The following is a 17,709-nucleotide window of genomic DNA, read 5'->3' as shown; positions in this document are numbered from 1 at the left end:
CTCGCAGGGTGTGGTGCCGAGCAGACCTCGGGAGGCCGGACCTCGGTCGACGTGACGGGGGTAACGCAGGACTCGCGCAAGGTGAAGCCGGGCGACCTGTTCGTGGCCGTACCGGGCTCGAAGGAGGACGGCGCCCAGTTCGTAGGCGAGGCCGTGTCGCGCGGCGCGGTCGCGGTCGTGTCGGAGAAGGCGGTGGCCTCGCAGGTGCCCTTCTTCAAGGTGTCCAACGCCCGGAAGGCCCTGGCGCTCATCGCGGCCAACTTCCATGGCCGCCCCGCAGAGCAGCTCACCCTGCTGGCGGTCACGGGCACCAACGGCAAGACGACGACCACCTATCTGCTCGAGGCCATGGCCACCGCGGCCTACTCCTCCACGGGAGTCATCGGCACGCTGGGCTACAAGGTGGGCGGCCAGTTCCACCCCACGGCCCATACGACGCCGGATCCGCTGGAGCTGCACCGGATTCTGCGCGAGATGGCGGACGCGGGCGTGGAGACGGTGGTGATGGAGGTGTCCAGCCACGCGCTGATGCAGGAGCGGGTGCACGGCATCACCTTCAAGGCGGCCGCCTTCACCAACCTGACGCGCGACCACCTCGACTACCACAAGGACCTGGAGGAGTACTTCCAGGCCAAGCGCAAGCTCTTCGTGGAGAACCTCTCCCAGACGGGCGTGGCGGTGGTCAACGGCGACGACACCTACGGCGTGCGCATCTACAACGAGCTGCGCGGCCAGAAGCGCATGGCGTGGAAGTTCAGCCGCCAGGGCACCGGGGAGATCTCCTCCTCCTCGGACGTGTCCTTCTCCCTGCAGGGCATCAAGGGCGTGCTGAAGACGCCCGCGGGTGACATCCCGGTGAAGAGCCGCCTGATGGGGGCGCACAACCTGGAGAACATCCTCGCGGCGGCGGGCCTGGCGCTGGGCGCGGGCTTCGCGCGGCGCAAGGACGTGCAGCTGGGCATCGAGCGCATGGCGGGCGTGCCCGGCCGCATGGAGCGGGTGGAGAACCACGGCCCCGGTGCGGCTCCCGCCGTGCTGGTGGACTACGCGCACACGGACGACGCCCTCAAGCGCGCGCTGGAGGCGGCGCGCGCCATGGCCAAGGGCCGCGTCATCGCCGTGTTCGGCTGCGGCGGCGAGCGCGACGCGGGCAAGCGTCCGTTGATGGGCTCCGCGGCGGCCGAGGGCGCGGACCTCGCGGTGGTGACGAGCGACAACCCGCGCACGGAGAACCCGGAGGAGATCATCTCCCAGGTGACCCCGGGCCTGGAGAAGGGCGGCCTGCGCCGCATCTCGGCCGGCAAGGCCAAGAGCGGGGAGAAGGGCTACCTCGTGGAGGCGGATCGCAAGGCCGCCATCGAGACGGCCATCTCGCTGGCCAAGGAGGACGATGTCGTCCTCATCGCCGGCAAGGGCCACGAGACGTACCAGATCGTCGGTACCGAGAAGCGCCCCTTCGACGACCGCGAGGTCGCTGCCCGGGCCCTCGCCATCCGCACCTGAACGGGGAAGCGCTGAGCCTCTATGGCCGCACGATTCACGGATGAGCAGGTGGTGCAGGCGACCGGGGCCACCCGGCGGGGTGGCAAGCCCGCGGCGGAGTTCCCGGCCGTCTGCACCGATACGCGGGCCCTCGTGCCCGGATGTCTCTTCGTGGCGCTCCAGGGCGAGCGCTTCGACGCGCACGACTTCCTCGCCCAGGCCGCCAGTGGTGGGGCGGCCGGGGCGGTGGTGAAGAGGGGCCGGGCACTCTCCCAGCTCCCCGAGGGCTTCGTCCTCTACGAGGTGGGGGACACCCTGGCGGCGCTCGGCGCCCTGGGGCACGCGCACCGCGAGCGCTTCCGCATTCCGGTGGGCGCGGTGGGTGGCTCCAACGGGAAGACGACCACCAAGGAGATGGTGGGCGCCATCCTCGCCACGCGCGGCCCCGCGCTGAAGACGGAGGGCAACCTCAACAACGAGGTGGGGGTGCCCCTCACGCTCTTCCGCCTGGAGTCCTCGCACGTGGCGGCGGTCATCGAGACGGGGATGAACCAGCCCGGCGAAATCACCCGGCTCACCCGGGTGGTCCGTCCGGACGCGGGCATCATCACCGTGGTGCAGCCCGAGCACCTGGAAGGCCTGGGCAGCATCGAGGGCGTGGCCGAGGCCGAGGGGGAGATGTTCCGGGAGCTGCCGCCCGAGGCCGTGGCGGTGGTGAACGTGGACGACGCGCTCATCCCCGCGCAGGCGGCGCGCAGCCGGGCGAAGAAGCTCGGCTTCGGGCGCTCCGAGCGCGCCGACGTGCGGCTCGCGTCCGTCACTCCGCGCGGGCGCGAGGGGCTGCACATCACCGTGCGGCACGCGGGCAAGGACTGGCCGGTGAAGCTGGCCTTCATCGGTGAGCACAACGCCCTCAACGCCACGGGCGCCTTCGCGCTGGCCCTGGCGCTCGGCTACTCCCCCGAGGAGTGCGTGAAGGGCCTGGAGGCGGCGAGGCCGTACGCGCGCCGGCTCAACGTGGTGGATGGCCTGCACGGCACCACCGTGGTGGACGACTGCTACAACGCCAACCCCGCCTCCATGGGCGCGGCGCTGGACACGCTGCGCTCGCTTGTGCAGCCCGGTGGCCGGGCGGTGGCGGTGCTCGGAGACATGCTGGAGCTGGGGCCCGGCGAGCTGGAGGAGCACACGCAGCTCGGTGCGCTCGCGGCGAGCAAGGCGCAGCTCGTGGCGTTCTTCGGGCCGCGCTCGCGCAAGGGGTACGAGGCGGCGGGGCTGGGAGACAACGCGGCGCACTTCACCGAGGTGGAGCCGCTGTTGGCCTGGCTGATGCCGAAGCTGAAGGCAGGGGACGTCGTGCTGGTCAAGGCGAGCCGCGGGATGCGGCTCGAGCGGGTCGTCGCGGGCCTCACCGGTACCGCCGCGCCTGGAGGAAGCCACTAAGTGCTGCTCCTCATCTACGAGTGGATTCAAGGCACGGAAGCGGCGCGGTTCCTGAACTTCCTGCGCTACCCCACCTTCCGCATCGTCGCGGCGGCCGTGGCCTCGCTGCTGCTGGGCATGTTCATCGGCCCGAAGCTCATCGCGCGGCTGCGCCTCAAGCAGCACGGGCAGAGCAACGTGCGCGAGGACACCCCGGACACGCACCAGAAGAAGAAGGGCACGCCCACCATGGGGGGCGCCCTCATCCTGATGTGCATCGCGTTCGGCACCTTCGTCTTCGCGGACCTGAAGAGCCGCGCGGTGTGGGCGGCGCTGCTGCTCACGCTGGGCTACGGCTTCATCGGCTTCCTGGACGACTGGCTCAAGCTGTCCAAGCGCAACTCCAAGGGCCTGGCCGGCCGGTACAAGATGGTCCTCCAGACCGTCTTCTACCTCCTGGCCGTCTTCGGGCTGATGTGCTCGTGGACGGGGGCGGATGGGAGCTTCAGCGGGCCGCACCTGCTCATCGACACGCGGCTGACGCTGCCCTTCGTGCCCACGCGCCACTTCAACCCGGACTTCGGCTGGTTCTACATCGTGTTCGGCTGGGTGGTGGTGGTGGGCACCTCCAACGCCGTCAACATCACCGACGGCCTGGACGGGCTGGCCATCATGCCCACCATCATCGCGGCCACCACCTTCAGCATCCTCTGCTACGTGGCGGGCTCGCTGACGCGCATCGCCGACGTGGAGACGGTGGAGGGCGTGGCGCGCGTGGTGGGCGTGCCCATGTGGCGCTACCTGGGCGTCCCCGAGGTGCCCGGCGGCGCCGAGCTGGCCGTCTTCTGCGCCAGCATCGTGGGCGCGGGCATCTCCTTCCTCTGGTTCAACGCCTACCCGGCCTCCGTCTTCATGGGCGACATCGGCTCGCTCGCGCTGGGGGGCGCGCTCGGGGGCCTCGCGGTGCTGTCCAAGAACGAGGTGGTGTCCGCCATCATCCACGGCGTCTTCTTCGCTGAGATCCTCAGCGTGATGATCCAGGTGACGTCCTTCAAGCTCACCGGCAAACGCGTCTTCAAGATGGCGCCGGTGCACCACCACTTCGAGCTCAAGGGCATGGCCGAGCCGAAGATCATCGTCCGCTTCTGGATCGTCGCCATCCTCTGCTCGGGTGTGGCGCTGCTGTCGCTCAAGCTGCGGTAGGACGTGGAGGGGTGGCGCGCATGACGCCCGACCTGAAGGATCGCGAGGTAGTGGTGTATGGGCTCGCCAAGAGCGGGCTGGCCGCCATCCGGCTGTTGGTGGCCAAGGGCGCGCGGGTGACGGCGCTGGATGCTCGCACCGAGGAGGCGCTCGGGGAGACGGCGCGCGAGCTGAAGGCGCAGGGCGTGACGCTCGTCACCGGGCCCACGCCGCCGGGGTTGCTGGAGTCGCGGCAGCTCGTGGTGGTGAGCCCGGGCGTGCCGCTGGCGCTGCCGGAGATTCAGAAGGCGCGCGCCGCGGGCGTGCCCGTCTGGGGCGAGGTGGAGCTGGCCGGGCGCTACCTCTCGCACCTGCCGCTGCTCGGCATCACCGGCACCAACGGCAAGAGCACCACCACGGCGCTCACTGGCGAGCTCTTCCAGCGCGGCGGGCGGCGCACCTTCGTGGGCGGCAACCTCGGGCGTCCGTTCGCCGAGGCGGCCCTCACGCCCGGCGACTGGGACGCGCTGGTGGTGGAGCTCTCCAGCTTCCAGCTCGAGGGCATCGACGCGCTGCGGCCCCGGGGCTCCACCATCCTCAACCTCACGCCGGACCACATCGACCGGTACGAGAGCCACGTGGCCTACGGCGCGGCCAAGGCCCGCATCTTCCGCAACCAGGCCCAGGGCGACTTCACCGTGGTGAACGCGGACGACGCGGACGTGATGCGGCTGGCCGAGGCCGCCCCGGTGCCCGTCTACGGCTTCAGCCTCACCGGGCGCCCCGTGGCCGCGGCCCCCCATCTGGCCGGCATGGCGGTGGCGCGGCCCGGGGGCTTCCGCTTCGAGGGGGTAGGGGACAAGGGCGAGTCCTTCACCCTCACCAACCGCGCGCTGCGCGGGGCCCACAACGCGCAGAACGCCATGGCGGCGGCGCTGCTGGCGCGGCTGGCGGGCGTGTCGCACGAGGGCGTGCAGGCGGGCCTCGACAGCTACCCGGGCCTGCCGCACCGGCTGGAGAGCGTGCGCGTGCTGGATGGCGTGGAGTGGGTGAATGACTCCAAGGCCACCAACGTGGACTCGGTGCTGGTGGCCCTGCGCGCCTTCCCCCAGGACGTGCTCCTCATCGCCGGGGGCAAGGGCAAGGGCGCTCCCTACCAGCCCATGGTGGACGAGGGGCGCGGCAAGGTGAAGGGCGTCTTCACCATCGGCCAGGACGCCGACACCCTCGCCCGCGCGTACGAGGGAAGCGCCCCCGTGTATGCGTGCGGAACGCTCGCCGAAGCTGTACGGCGCGCCAGGGCCCTGGCAAGATCCGGTGACACTGTACTTTTGTCACCTGCATGCGCTTCGTACGATCAGTTCCAGAACTTCGAGCACCGCGGCGACACCTTCAAACGCCTCGTCAGGGAGCTGTGAATCCATGAAGGCCCTCGCTGCTCCCTCCGACGCGCCAGTGCGCTTCGACGCGCTGCTGCTGTGCGCGGTGCTGTCACTCGTCTCGCTCGGACTGGTGATGGTGTACTCGGCGAGCGCCGTCATGGCCCAGGACAAGCTGGGGGACAGCCTCTACTTCCTCAACCGGCAGCTCGTGGCGGCCGGCCTGGGCGTGGTGGCGATGGCGGTGGGGATGAAGGTGGGCTGGCGCCGGCTGGCGCGCCTCGCCTATCCGCTGCTGCTGGTGACGCTGGTGCTGCTGGTGCTGGTGCTCATCCCGGGCATCGGCACCACGGCGGGCGGCGCGCGGCGGTGGATCCGCCTGCCGGGCTTTGGCCTCCAGCCGGCCGAGGTGGCCAAGGTCGCCTGGGTCGTCTACCTGTCCTACTCGCTGGCCAAGAAGCGCGAGAAGGTGGCCACCTTCTCCGTGGGCTTCCTGCCGCACCTGGTGCTGTGCGGCCTGCTGGTGGGCCTGTGCATGCTCCAGCCGGACTTCGGCAGCTCGGTGCTGCTGGTGTTCCTGCTCTTCGCGCTGCTGTTCGCCGCGGGCACCAAGGTGAGCTACCTGGTGGGCTCGGTGCTGCTGGCGCTGCCGCTGGCGTACGCGGCCATCGCCTCCAGTCCCTACCGGATGAAGCGCGTGCTGGCCTTCCTGGACCCGTGGGCCCACCGGCACGACATCGGCTACCAGGTGGCCGAGTCCCTCATGTCCATCGGCTCGGGTGGCCTCACCGGCCTGGGGCTGGGAGATGGACGGCAGAAGCTCTTCTTCCTGCCCGAGGCCCACACGGACTTCATCTTCGCCATCATCGGCGAGGAGCTGGGCCTCATGGGGGTGGTGCTGCTGGTGTCGCTCTACGCCATCGTCATCTGGCGTGGCATCCGCGCGAGCCTCGCCGCCCCGGAGACATTTGGCACGTACCTGGGTCTGGGGCTCACCTGCATCATCGCCTTCCAGGCGACGGTGAACATGTGCGTGGCCATGGGCTTGTTGCCGACTAAAGGACTCACGCTGCCCTTCGTGTCCTACGGGGGCACCTCCCTGGTGGTGTTGATGGGGGCGGCCGGTGTATTGCTCTCGCTGAGTGCCAGCGCGGAACCCGCTGGCAACCGGACCCTGCGCTCCGGCGGTGACATGAGGGAGGTGGCGGCGTGAAGGTGCTCATCGCTGGAGGCGGTACAGGCGGTCATCTCTACCCGGGCATCGCCCTGGCCGAAGAGGTGGTGACGCGGCACCACGCCAACCAGGTGGTCTTCGTGGGCACCGAGCGCGGCCTGGAGGCGCGCGTGGTGCCCCAGTCCGGCTACAAGCTGGAGACCATCCGGGCGCAGGGGCTCAAGGGCAAGGGCTTCGTGGGCCTCGTCAAGGGCCTGCTCGCGCTGCCCCTGGCCTTCGTCGAGTCCATCCGCATCCTCCAGCGCCAGAAGCCGGACGTGGTGGTGGGCGTGGGCGGCTACGCCAGCGGGCCGGTGGTGCTCGCCGCGGCGCTGCTGGGCGTGCCCACCGCGGTGCAGGAGCAGAACGCGCTGCCGGGGCTCACCAACAAGGTGCTCGGCCGCTTCGTGCGCGTCGTCTTCACCGCCTTCGAGGATGCGCGCCGCTTCTTCCCCTCGCGCAAGGTGCAACTCGTCGGCAACCCCATCCGCCGCAAGCTGATGGAGAACTTCCTGCGCTCGCGCGTGGCGCACGAGAAGTTCTCCCTGCTCGTCTTCGGCGGCAGCCTCGGGGCGCGCGGCATCAACCAGCGGATGATCGACGCGCTGGACCACCTGCAGGACCTCAAGGACCAGCTCCACATCATCCACCAGACGGGGAAGAAGGACCTCGAGACGGTGCGCCAGGGCTACGAGTCCAAGGGCTTCACCGCCCAGGCCCAGGTGGTGGAGTACATCGAGGACATGTCCGACGCGTACGCCCGGGCGGAGCTCGTCATCTGCCGGGCGGGCGCCACCACGCTGTCCGAGCTGACAGTGGCCAAGAAGGCCAGCATCCTCATTCCCTTCCCCTTCGCCACGGACAACCACCAGGAGGTGAATGCCCAGGCGCTGGTGAAGGCGGGCGCGGCCCTCATGTTCCGCGAGTCGGAGCTGACGGGGCAGCAGCTCGCCACGGAGATCCGCCGCCTCAAGGAGGACCCGGAGAAGCGCCGCCAGATGGAGAAGAAGGCGGGCCTGCTGGGGCGTCCCGAGGCCGCCAAGGAGCTGGCCGACGTGCTCGTGGACCTGATGATCCAGACGTACGGCCCCTCCGGCCGGGCCGAGGCGCGGGGCGAGGACCCCAACCCGAAGAAGCCGAGCAAGGAGAAGAAGCCCGGCAACACCGAGACGAAGGCTGGCGGCACCGAGCAGCAGCCCGGCGGCAGCGAGAAGCAGGTCTGAGGAGATGACATCCGTGACGACGAACCGCCCCGCCAGGCCCGTGAGCCTCTTCAAGACGCGCCATGCCGCGCACGTGCACTTCGTGGGCATCGGAGGCATCGGCATGAGCGGCATCGCCGAGGTGCTCCTCAACCAGGGCTACCGGGTGTCCGGCTCGGACCTGAAGGCCAGCGAGATTACGCGCCGCCTGGAGCGCCTGGGCGCCACCATCTTCGAGGGCCACCGCGCGGAGAACCTCGTGCAGGCGGACGTGGTCGTCATCTCCTCGGCGGTGCGCAAGGACAACCCCGAGGTCATCACCGCGCGCCAGCGGAAGATTCCCGTCATCCCCCGCGCCGAGATGCTCGCCGAGCTGATGCGGCTCAAGTACGCCGTCGCCGTCGCGGGCAGCCACGGCAAGACGACCACCACGTCCATGGTGGCCACCGTGCTCTCCGCCGCGGGGCTGGACCCGACGGCCGTGGTGGGCGGCAAGGTGAACGTGCTCGACTCCAACGCCAAGCTGGGCAAGAGCGAGCTGATGGTGGTGGAGGCCGACGAGAGCGACGGCAGCTTCCTGCACCTGCACCCGTCCATCTCCGTGGTCACCAACATCGACCCGGAGCACATGGACCACTACGGCACGCTGGACAACCTGAAGGACGCCTTCACGGCCTTCTGCAACCGCGTGCCCTTCTACGGCCTCAACGTCCTGTGCCTGGACAACCCCAACGTGCAGTCGCTGCTGCCGCGCCTGGAGAAGCGCTTCGTCACCTACGGCAGCTCACACATGGCGGACTACCGGCTGGAGGGCATCCGGCTGGAGGGCTTCACCACCCGCTTCGAGGCCTTCCGGCGCGACGAGCCCCTCGGTGAGTTCCGCGTGCGCATGGTGGGCGCGCACAACGCCCTCAACGCCCTGGCCGTCATCGCCGTGGCCGAGGAGATGGACATTCCCCTGGACGTGGTGCGCAGCGCGCTCTCCGAGTTCGGCGGCGTGCAGCGGCGCTTCACCGTGCGCGGCGAGGTGGCCGGCGTCACCGTGGTGGACGACTACGGGCACCACCCCACCGAGGTGCAGGCCACGCTCGCGGGCGCCCGGCGCGCCTTCGGCAAGCGGCTCGTGGTGGCCTTCCAGCCCCACCGCTACACGCGCACCCATGACCTGCTCAAGGAGTTCGCCACCTCCTTCAACGACGCGGACGTCGTCTACGTCACCAGCGTCTACGCCGCGGGCGAGGAGCGCATCCCCGGCGCCACGGGCGACGCCCTGGCCGAGGCCGTCCGGGCCCACGGCCACCGCGACGTCACCTTCGTGGAGAAGCGCACGGACCTCGCCAGGACGCTGCTGCCCCGGCTGCGCGAGGGCGACATCGTCCTGACGCTGGGCGCCGGCGACATCACCCAGGTGGGGCCGGAGCTCGTCGAGCTGCTCAAGCAGCACGGCACGGCGAAGGGCGAGTAACGGCATGGTGGCGGCCTTCTCCTCGTCCCTGCCCGAGCGGGTGGGGCGCCTGTCCGGCTGTGACGTGACGGCGAACGCGCCGCTCGCGCCCCTCACGAGCGTGCGCGTGGGCGGCCCGGCCGAGGCGCTCGTCCGCCCGCGCTCGCCCGAGGCCCTGGTGGCCCTGCTGCGCTTCCTGCGCGAGGAGGGCGTGCCCCTCACCGTGCTCGGCGGGGGCGCCAACACCCTCGTGGGCGATGGGGGGATTCCGGGCGTCACCGTGAAGCTGCCGAGCGATCTGTTCCCCGAGCTGGCCGACGTGGGCGCGGAGGAGGGGAGGCTCACCCTCGGCGCGGGCGCGGCCATCGTCCGGCTCTGCAACCAGATGCGCGCCCACGGGCTGGTGGGCGCCGAGTTCCTCGCGGGCATCCCCGGCACCCTGGGCGGCGCCGTCACCATGAACGCGGGCACCAAGAATGGCGAGTGCTACCGCGTGGTGGAGGCGGTGGAAGTGGCGACCGCCGACGGGGTGGGGTGGCTCTCCAAGGCGGAGATTCCCCACCGCTACCGGCACACGGAGCTGCCCGCGGGCGGCGTGGTGACGCGGGTGCGCTTCCTCATGCGCAAGGGTGACCTCGAGGCCTCCAAGAAGGCCATGGACGAGGACCTCGCCTACCGCAAGCGCAGCCAGCCGCTCAGCCAGCCCAACTTCGGCAGCGTCTTCGCCAACCCGCCGGGTGACTTCGCCGGGCGGCTCATCGAGAGCCTGGGCCTCAAGGGCCACATCATCGGCCGCGCGCAGGTGTCCACCCTGCACGCCAACTGGATCGTCAATCTGGGCGGTGCAACCGCCCGCGACGTGCTATCGCTCCTCACCTTGATGCAGACTCGGGTGCGCGAGGAGCGGGGCGTCGAGCTCCAACCCGAAGTCAAGCGCGTGGGGGTCTTCCAGCCGTGAGCACCGTGAGCACCATCTCCAAGGAAGAGCTGAAGCGGAAGCGGGTGGGCGTATTGCTGGGGGGCCTGTCCTCCGAGCGCGACGTGTCCCTGCGCACCGGCGCCGCCGTGGCCAAGGCCCTGCGGGGGCTCGGCTATGACGTGGTGGAGATCGACGTGGGCAAGGACCTGCCCGCGCGCCTCGTGGCCGAGAAGGTGGAGGTGGCCTTCATCGCCCTCCACGGCCGCTACGGCGAGGACGGCTGCGTCCAGGGTCTGCTCGAGACCATGTTCATCCCCTACACGGGCAGCGGCGTGCTGGCCTCGTCCCTGGGCATGGACAAGGTCTTCGCCAAGCAGGCCTTCATCGCCCACGGCATTCCCACGCCGCCCTACCGCGCCTTCCACACCGCCGAGGCGGCCCGGGCCGCCCTGGACTCGCTGCCCTTCGGCCTCCCCGCCGTCGTCAAGCCCTCCCGCGAGGGCAGCAGCGTGGGCGTCCACATCTGCAAGACGCGCGAGGAGTATCTCGCCGCCGTCGAGGACGCCTCCAAGCTGGCCGGCACCATCCTCGTGGAGCAGTACATCAAGGGCCGCGAGGTGCAGGGCGGCGTCCTGGACAACGAGGCCCTCGGCGTCATCGAGGTGGTGGCCGCCCGGGAGTTCTACGACTACCAGGCCAAGTACCAGTCCGGGGGAACCACGCAGTACCTCTTCCCGGCCCCCCTCCCGCCGGAGCAGTACGCCCGCGTGAACGAGGTCTGCCTGGGGGCCCACCTCGCGCTCGGCTGCAGCGGGGGCTCCCGCTCGGACGTCATCCTGACGCCCTCCGGCGAGGTCTTCTTGTTGGAGATCAACACGTTGCCGGGAATGACCGAGTCCAGCCTGCTGCCGAAGATCGCCGCGGGCCGGGGCATCGACTTCCCCGGCCTGTGTGAGCGCCTCTTGCAAGGCGCCTCGCTCAAGGCCTGAGGGACCCTTCCCAGCAAGAATCGGGCTGGCCCGTCCCTTCGGGGACCCGGGCGCTACAGCGACGTGTCTGTAGCTAAAAACTGGCGTGGAGATCCAACCGCGCGCAGCATGCGCCGACGCACACCATGGCATTCGGAAAGTCCAAGAACCGTCGTCGCCAGGACGCCTCCGAGAAGACGGAGGCCGTCAAGGGCGCCGTGCGCTCGCACGGTCCCGGCCTGCTCAAGGCCATTCTGCTGACGGGTCTGACAGTCGCGCTGGTGTGGGGCGGGATGGAAGTGCGGCGCTGGGCGCTCTCCTCGCCCACCTTCCTGCTCAAGGAGACGACCTTCAGCGGGCTGGAGCGGGCCACCCCGGCCGAGCTGCTCAAGCTGTCCGGGCTGACGGTGGGGCAGAACCTGTGGTCGCTGGACGTGGGGACGCTGGAGCGCACCATGGCCGCCCACCCCTGGGTGCGCACCGTGGACGTGCGGCGCCACTTCCCCTCCAGCGTGTCCGTGGAAGTCGTCGAGCACGTGCCGGCGGCGCTGGCGACGCTCGGGGACCTCTACCTGCTGGACGAGGAGGGCGAGCCCTTCAAGCGGCTGCAGTCCGGGGACAAGGTGGATCTGCCGCTCGTCACGGGGCTGGACCGGGAGGGCTACCTGGCGGACGAGGCGGGCGTGCGCGAGCGCTTCCGTCAGGCGCTGGCGGTGGCACAGGCCTACGCGGCCACGCAGCCCGGCAAGCGCGAGCGGCTGAGCGAGGTGCGGGTGTCGCCCGAGGGGATGGTGCTGGTGGCGGCGGACGGGCTGGAGGTGTTGATGGGGGAGGGGGAGACGGACGCGAAGCTGCAGCGGCTGGCGCGCGTGCGCGACGAGCTGCGCGCCCGCGGGCTGTCCGCGCAGACAATCCACCTGGACAACCGGGCTCGGCCCGGCTGGGTGGCGGTGAAGCTTTCGAGCCCCGTGTCCGAGAGGAGCGGGGCCTCGGCGCAGTAGGAATGCGCCCCTTTCACGAGAGTGGGGGGCCTGGGAGGGCAGTCATGGCGAAGCAGAAGTCCGGGGAGATCATCGTCGGCCTCGACATCGGCACGACGAAGATCTGCGCCATCGTCGGGGAGCTGACCGACAATGGGATCGACATCATCGGTATCGGTACGCACCCCTCGAAGGGCCTCCGCAAGGGCGTGGTGGTCAACATCGAGGCGACCGTTTCCTCCATCCGTCGCGCGGTGGAGGAGGCCGAGCTGATGGCCGGGGCGGAGATCTCCCACGTGTACACCGGCATCGCCGGTGGCCACATCAAGGGCTTCAACTCGCAGGGGATCGTGGCGGTGAAGGACAAGGAGGTGCGCGAGGCGGACATCGCCCGCGTCATCGACGCCGCCAAGGCCGTGGCGATTCCGCTGGACCGGGAGGTCATCCACGTCCTGCCGCAGGAGTTCATCATCGACGACCAGGGCGGCATCAAGGAGCCCCTGGGGATGGCGGGCGTGCGCCTGGAGGCCAAGGTGCACATCGTCACCGGAGCGGTGTCGAGCGCGCAGAACATCGTGAAGTGCGCCAACCGCACGGGCCTGAACGTGTCGGACATCGTGCTGCAGCCGCTGGCGTCGGCCGAGGCCGTGCTGGGAGAGGACGAGAAGGAGCTGGGCGTGTGCCTCGTCGACATCGGCGGGGGCACCACGGACATCGCCATCTTCTCGGGCGGCTCCATCGTGCACACGGCGGTGATCGCGCTCGGCGGCAACAACCTCACGAGCGACATCGCCATCGGCCTGCGCACCCCGGCGCACGAGGCCGAGCGCATCAAGCAGAAGTTCGGCTGCGCGCTGGCCTCGATGGTGAACAAGGACGAGACGCTCGAGGTGCCGAGCGTGGGCGGGCGGCAGCCGCGGGTGCTCGGGCGGCAGATTCTGTGTGAGATCCTGGAGCCGCGCGTGGAGGAGATCTTCCAGCTCGTGCACCGGGAGATCCAGAAGTGCGGCTACGAGGACCTGCTGGCCTCGGGCGTGGTGATCACGGGTGGCTCGACGCTGCTGGCGGGGATGCCGGAGCTGGCCGAGGAAGTGATTGGGCTGCCGGTGCGCCGGGGCATGCCGCGAGGGATTGGCGGACTGGTGGACGTGGTGAAGAGCCCCATGTACGCCACGGGCGTGGGCCTGGTGGTCTACGGGGCCAAGCACCTGGACCGGCGGATGTTCCGCATCCGCGAGGAGAACGTCTACAAGAAGGTCAAGGGCCGCATGCGCGAGTGGCTCGAGGAGATCTTCTAGAGAGAGCTGTCGCAGTACCGCAGTGAACCCCGGGGTCGCGTCCCTCCCAGAGCGGCCCCGGGTTTTTTTCGTTGGCTCACCCCCGTTCCCTGCTCGAACCCCGCCAGGAAATTCGCGTGCGCCCGCGGTTCCGTTGACGATACAACGCGCCCGGCGGGCACCCCCTTGGTAGGAGTGCGGATGAGGATCGAGCGCATCGAGCTCAAGAACTTTCGTAGCTTCGAGTCCCGCACGTTCGAGCTCTCTCCGTCGTTCAACGTCCTCATCGGTGACAACGGCACGGGGAAGACGGCCATCCTCGACGCGCTCTCCATCGGCGCGGGGGCCATCTTCTTGGGTCTCGAAGGCGCATCGCCTCCGGGCATCCACCGCGACGACGTGCGCCAGGTTGCCCATGGGCTTGGCGAGGTTCCCACCCTGGAGGCCCGCTATCCCGCGGCGGTCACCTGCGTGGGTTCCATCGGGCGCAAGCGCATGGAGTGGACGCGCACCCTGGATGGTCCGAACAAGCACACGACCCATGGTGGCGCCAGTGAGCTGTCGCGGCTGTCGGGAAGCCTGAATGCCCAGGTGAGGGCTGGAAAAAGCGTGACCCTTCCGCTCGTCTCCTATTACGGCACGGGACGGCTGTGGCTCCAACGGCGCGCGCGGCGCTCCCTGGCCTCGGATGGCGCGCGCGTGCTGAGGCCCGGCTCACGGCTTCGGGGATACCAGGGCTGCTTGGATCCAAGTTCCGATCACAAGGGCTTTGTTTCCTGGTTCAAGACCATGGAGCTGATCCAACTCCAATCAGGTCGGAGGCTTGGGACGCTCGACGCGGTGAAACGCTCAATCCGCAAGTGTCTCCGCGGCTGGCGTGAGGTGCGCTACGACTTCCGGCTCGGAGCCCTCGTGGCCCGCGGCAAGCAAGCACAGCTCCCCTTTGATCTGCTGAGTGATGGTGTCCGCAACATCCTCGCCATGGTGGGAGATATCGCGTACCGGGCCGCCACCTTGAACCCTCACCTTCGTGAGGAGGCGCCCAGGAAAACGCCCGGCATCATCCTCATCGACGAGCTCGACTTGCACCTGCATCCCCTCTGGCAACGCGAGGTGGTGGATGACCTCCGGAGTGTCTTCCCGGCGATGCAGTTCGTGGCGACCACGCACTCGCCGTTCATCATCCAGTCCCTGAGAAAGCACGAACTCATCAACCTGGACGACCGCTCCAGGGAGACACTGCCCAGCCGCAGCATCGAGGACATCGCCGAGGAGGTCATGGGCGTCGAGCTCCCTCAACGCAGCCATCGGCACCAGGAAATGATGGCGGCGGCGCGTGAGTACTACGCGGCACTCGAAGAAGCGAAGGGCGCCAGTGGCAAGGAGTTGAAGGTGCTCAAGCGGAAGTTGGATGCGCTTTCCGCCCCGTTCAGCGACGACGTCGCCTACCACGCGTTTCTGGAGATGGAACGGAGCGCGGCGAAGCTGCCAGGGGATAAGAAGTGAGGCCGGTGCAACGGGGTCCGTGGCCAGTGGATGACGCTGGGAACCCCCGGACGTTCTCGGAGTACGCCGAGGCCCGTGGTGAGCTCATTGTCCGGATAGGCGAGTACTGCTCGTTCTGCGAGAGCCAGTTGAATGCGAGCCTCGCTGTCGAGCACATGCTGCCCAAGCAGCACCGTCCGGATCGCGAGCATGACTGGAACAACTTCCTGCTGTGCTGCGTGAACTGTAACAGCACCAAGGGCGACAAGCGCATCCGGCTGGGAAGCTACTACTGGCCCGATCGTGACAATACGGCCCGAGCGTTCGCCTACACAGCAGAGGGGATGGTGAACCCGGCGCCGGGCCTCACTCGCCCGCAGACACAACGCGCGAAGCGGACCCTCCGCCTCACCGGGCTCGACAAGGTGCCGGCGAAAGAGGAGCCCAAGGCAAGCGATCGGCGCTGGCAGCATCGCCGCGACGCATGGGGACGTGCCGTGCGGTGCCGGGAGCGCCTCGCGGTCCACGATAATGAAGCCATGCGGAAAGGTATCGTCGAGCAGGCGACGGCGCTCGGGTTCTGGTCCATCTGGATGGCAGTCTTCGCCAGGGACATGGACATGCGGCGCCGGCTCATCGCCGCATTCGTGGGAACCGCCACGGATTGTTTCGATTCACGGACACAGCCAGTCCCGCGCTCCGGCGGCGCGCTCTGATGTCCTCGAGACGCGCGCCAGCCAAGGGCTGAGGTGCGCTGGGGGCTGACACGCGGCTCGACGCGGCGCTCAGAGCGGGTTGGTGCCGGGAGGCACGCGCTGGGCGCCGTAGGTGTAGACGTACTCCTCCACCTGCAGGAACTCCTTGAGCCGTTGAGCGCCTCCGTCCTCGCCCCAGTCCACCCTGTCCAGGCGCATCAACCGGGTGGAGTACGGCACCAGCGTGTCCGGGTCCGTCACCAGCTCGAAGCTCCAGCGCGCCAGGGGACCCTCGCCCGTCTCGGACTGGCCCACCGGCTGCGTCTCCACCGTGAATCGCACACAGCGCTTCTCCTGCGCGTCTTGCGCGCACGGGACGTCCGCTTCGACGGAGTAGCGCTCGTCCGCGGCCACTTCCTTCTTCTCCATCATTCCCGTGCCCACCACCATCTTCGACTCGAACCGCACCGGCTCGCCGGGCACCAGGCTGCTGTCACGCCAGTTCCCCACCAGCCGCTCCCAGTACTCCCGGGCCGACTGCTCCTGCACGGCCACGAGGTTCTTGACGATCTCCGCCTTCTTCTGCGGATCCATGGGCAGAGCCTCCAGCATCCGCTGGCCCGGCAGTTCCTCGGGGAGGTCCGCGCCCTGGAAGGCGCCCGCGTCGTCGAAGCGCACCGTGGGCACCGGGTCCACGATGGCGGCGTACTCGGGCGGAGTCACCTCGATGTCCCAAGGGACGAGCCGGTGGACTCCCTTCTCCTTCGCCGGCTCCACCGTCAGCCAGTAGCGGCGGTGGACCTCGGTGTTGCCCAGGGGGCTCTTCATCGTGAAGGAGTACGAGACGCGAGCGGAGAAGGGCTCGGGCCAGGCGAAGCGCGGCGTGACGGCGGGCGGGGCACGCCGCGACGAGGAGAGCACGGAGCAGGCGCAGAGGGCGGGAAGGAGGGCCGCGAGCACCCCACGGCGAAGGAAGCGTGTCATGGGCGTGAGCGCTACAGCACCCGCCAGGAAGGTGTCCAGGGACTCGCCCGGTTCAGCCCTCCATCAGGACCAGAGGAGCGCCAGCTCGAGCTCGATGGCTTCGAAGGGCTCGGCGCGTACCCGCTCCTCTCCGGCGAAGGAATGGACGAGGAGCCAGTCGCTGCCCTGGAGCCGGAAGATGTCGAGCGTGCGCGCGAGCGGGTCCACATGCCACAGGTGCCGCACTCCTTCCCGGGCGTAGATGCGCATCTTCGGGCCCTTGTCCCGGAGCCGCGTGCGCTCGGAGAGCACCTCGCACGCCCAGTCCGGAGCCAGGTCGTAGTGTGCCGGTGCCTCTTCCCCTCCGAGGGCGTCCGGCATGCGCTCTCGCCTCCAGCCGGCGAGGTCCGGCACGAGCTTGTCCGGGCGAGGTCCGAGGTGGAGTTCCGGCTCGTAGAGGATGACCCAGCCGCCCGGTCCCCCCTGGCCCAACCAGAAGGGCGCGCCAATGAGGATGCCCAGGCGCGACGCCGCGTGGGTATGGGGCCGGGCCGGGCGAGGGCTCAGGTGCAGCTCCCCGTCGAGGATCTCCGCCACCATCTCCGGTGGAGCGGCTTGGAAGGCCGCCTCGACGGACGGAGCGTTGCGTTCGGTGGACGGGGGCTCGGAGGGGGCCATGAGGGGAGATTTCCGCATGAGCCTCGCCTCCTGCAATCCCAGGTCCTACCGCGCGTTGGCCGCGGGTGCGCGGAAGCCGTGCAGGTGGGCCACCTCGTCGCTCTGCCAAGGCCTGGTAGGTGGCCCGGGATGTCCGACACCTTCCTGGCGGCTCATTCGGACCAGAGGAGTGACAGCTCGAGCTCGATGGCCTCGAAGGGCTCGGCGCGGATGCGCCCCTCCCCGGAGAAGGTGCCAACGAGGAGCCAGTCGACCCCCTGGAGCCGGAAGATGTCGAGCGTGTGCGCGAGCGGATCCACGTGCCACAGGTGCCGCACTCCTTCCCGGGCGTAGATGCGCATCTTCGGGCCCTTGTCCCGGAGCCGCGTGCGCTCGGAGAGCACCTCGCACGCCCAATCGGGGGCGAGGTCGTAGTGCGCC

General features: G+C 69.5%; 16 protein-coding genes. 13 read left to right on the top strand and 3 right to left on the bottom strand.

What is annotated here, in order from left to right:
- The 13 genes from VF697_RS07725 to VF697_RS07665 all read left to right on the top strand — a co-directional run.
- The coding region (locus tag VF697_RS07725) for a UDP-N-acetylmuramoyl-L-alanyl-D-glutamate--2,6-diaminopimelate ligase (protein WP_331092853.1) at positions 1–1,503 on the top strand (1,503 nt) is incomplete at its 5' end.
- Between the two features lie 21 nt (positions 1,504–1,524).
- The gene (locus VF697_RS07720; protein WP_331092852.1) at positions 1,525–2,925 is read left to right on the top strand and encodes a UDP-N-acetylmuramoyl-tripeptide--D-alanyl-D-alanine ligase; all 1,401 of its coding nucleotides are present in this window, start codon (positions 1,525–1,527) and stop codon (positions 2,923–2,925) included.
- Complete coding sequence (gene mraY, locus VF697_RS07715) at positions 2,926–4,107, top strand: phospho-N-acetylmuramoyl-pentapeptide-transferase (protein ID WP_331092851.1); 1,182 nt, start codon at positions 2,926–2,928, stop codon at positions 4,105–4,107.
- Between the two features lie 20 nt (positions 4,108–4,127).
- Entirely contained in the window at positions 4,128–5,504 is a 1,377-nt protein-coding gene (gene murD, locus VF697_RS07710; protein WP_331092850.1) for a UDP-N-acetylmuramoyl-L-alanine--D-glutamate ligase, read from the top strand.
- A 4-nt stretch (positions 5,505–5,508) separates the two neighbouring features.
- A complete protein-coding gene (gene ftsW, locus VF697_RS07705; protein ID WP_331092849.1) occupies positions 5,509–6,678 on the top strand; it encodes a putative lipid II flippase FtsW in 1,170 nt (389 codons plus the stop codon).
- Positions 6,675–7,901 carry an undecaprenyldiphospho-muramoylpentapeptide beta-N-acetylglucosaminyltransferase gene (murG, locus tag VF697_RS07700; RefSeq protein ID WP_331092848.1) on the top strand — a complete coding sequence of 409 codons (1,227 nt, stop codon included), beginning with the start codon at positions 6,675–6,677 and terminating at the stop codon, positions 7,899–7,901. The genes ftsW and murG overlap by 4 nt, the downstream gene beginning before the upstream one ends.
- A gap of 40 nt (positions 7,902–7,941) precedes the next feature.
- On the top strand, positions 7,942–9,345 hold the full coding sequence (murC, locus tag VF697_RS07695) for a UDP-N-acetylmuramate--L-alanine ligase (RefSeq protein ID WP_331092855.1): 1,404 nt from the start codon (positions 7,942–7,944) through the stop codon (positions 9,343–9,345).
- Between the two features lie 4 nt (positions 9,346–9,349).
- On the top strand, positions 9,350–10,282 hold the full coding sequence (murB, locus tag VF697_RS07690) for a UDP-N-acetylmuramate dehydrogenase (protein ID WP_331092847.1): 933 nt from the start codon (positions 9,350–9,352) through the stop codon (positions 10,280–10,282).
- 5 nt (positions 10,283–10,287) lie between these two features.
- Positions 10,288–11,232 carry a D-alanine--D-alanine ligase gene (locus VF697_RS07685; RefSeq protein WP_331092854.1) on the top strand — a complete coding sequence of 315 codons (945 nt, stop codon included), beginning with the start codon at positions 10,288–10,290 and terminating at the stop codon, positions 11,230–11,232.
- 125 nt (positions 11,233–11,357) lie between these two features.
- Positions 11,358–12,212: a cell division protein FtsQ/DivIB gene (locus tag VF697_RS07680; RefSeq protein WP_331092846.1), complete on the top strand. Its 855-nt coding sequence runs from the start codon at positions 11,358–11,360 to the stop codon at positions 12,210–12,212.
- A 44-nt stretch (positions 12,213–12,256) separates the two neighbouring features.
- Positions 12,257–13,489 (top strand): cell division protein FtsA, encoded by a 1,233-nt coding sequence (gene ftsA / locus VF697_RS07675; protein ID WP_331092845.1) that lies wholly within the window; start codon positions 12,257–12,259, stop codon positions 13,487–13,489.
- A 180-nt stretch (positions 13,490–13,669) separates the two neighbouring features.
- Positions 13,670–14,974: an AAA family ATPase gene (locus VF697_RS07670; protein ID WP_331092844.1), complete on the top strand. Its 1,305-nt coding sequence runs from the start codon at positions 13,670–13,672 to the stop codon at positions 14,972–14,974.
- The gene (locus tag VF697_RS07665; RefSeq protein ID WP_331092843.1) at positions 14,971–15,669 is read left to right on the top strand and encodes an HNH endonuclease; all 699 of its coding nucleotides are present in this window, start codon (positions 14,971–14,973) and stop codon (positions 15,667–15,669) included. Before VF697_RS07670 ends, VF697_RS07665 begins: the two co-directional genes overlap by 4 nt.
- A 69-nt stretch (positions 15,670–15,738) precedes the next feature.
- Here the strand turns inward: VF697_RS07665 and VF697_RS07660 are convergent, their stop codons facing one another.
- The 3 genes from VF697_RS07660 to VF697_RS07650 form a co-directional block, all read right to left on the bottom strand.
- Positions 15,739–16,632, bottom strand: coding sequence for a hypothetical protein (locus VF697_RS07660; RefSeq protein WP_331092842.1), 894 nt, complete (start codon positions 16,630–16,632; stop codon positions 15,739–15,741).
- A gap of 63 nt (positions 16,633–16,695) precedes the next feature.
- Positions 16,696–17,307, bottom strand: coding sequence for a Uma2 family endonuclease (locus VF697_RS07655; RefSeq protein ID WP_331092841.1), 612 nt, complete (start codon positions 17,305–17,307; stop codon positions 16,696–16,698).
- A 134-nt stretch (positions 17,308–17,441) separates the two neighbouring features.
- Positions 17,442–17,709 (bottom strand): Uma2 family endonuclease (locus tag VF697_RS07650; protein ID WP_331092840.1); only part of this gene is annotated, 268 nt, incomplete at its 5' end.

The organism is Archangium sp., from assembly GCF_036388035.1.
Lineage (GTDB): Bacteria > Myxococcota > Myxococcia > Myxococcales > Myxococcaceae > Archangium.
The sequence above is the reverse complement of the archived record's forward strand: the minus strand, read 5'-3'. Positions and strand labels throughout refer to the sequence as shown.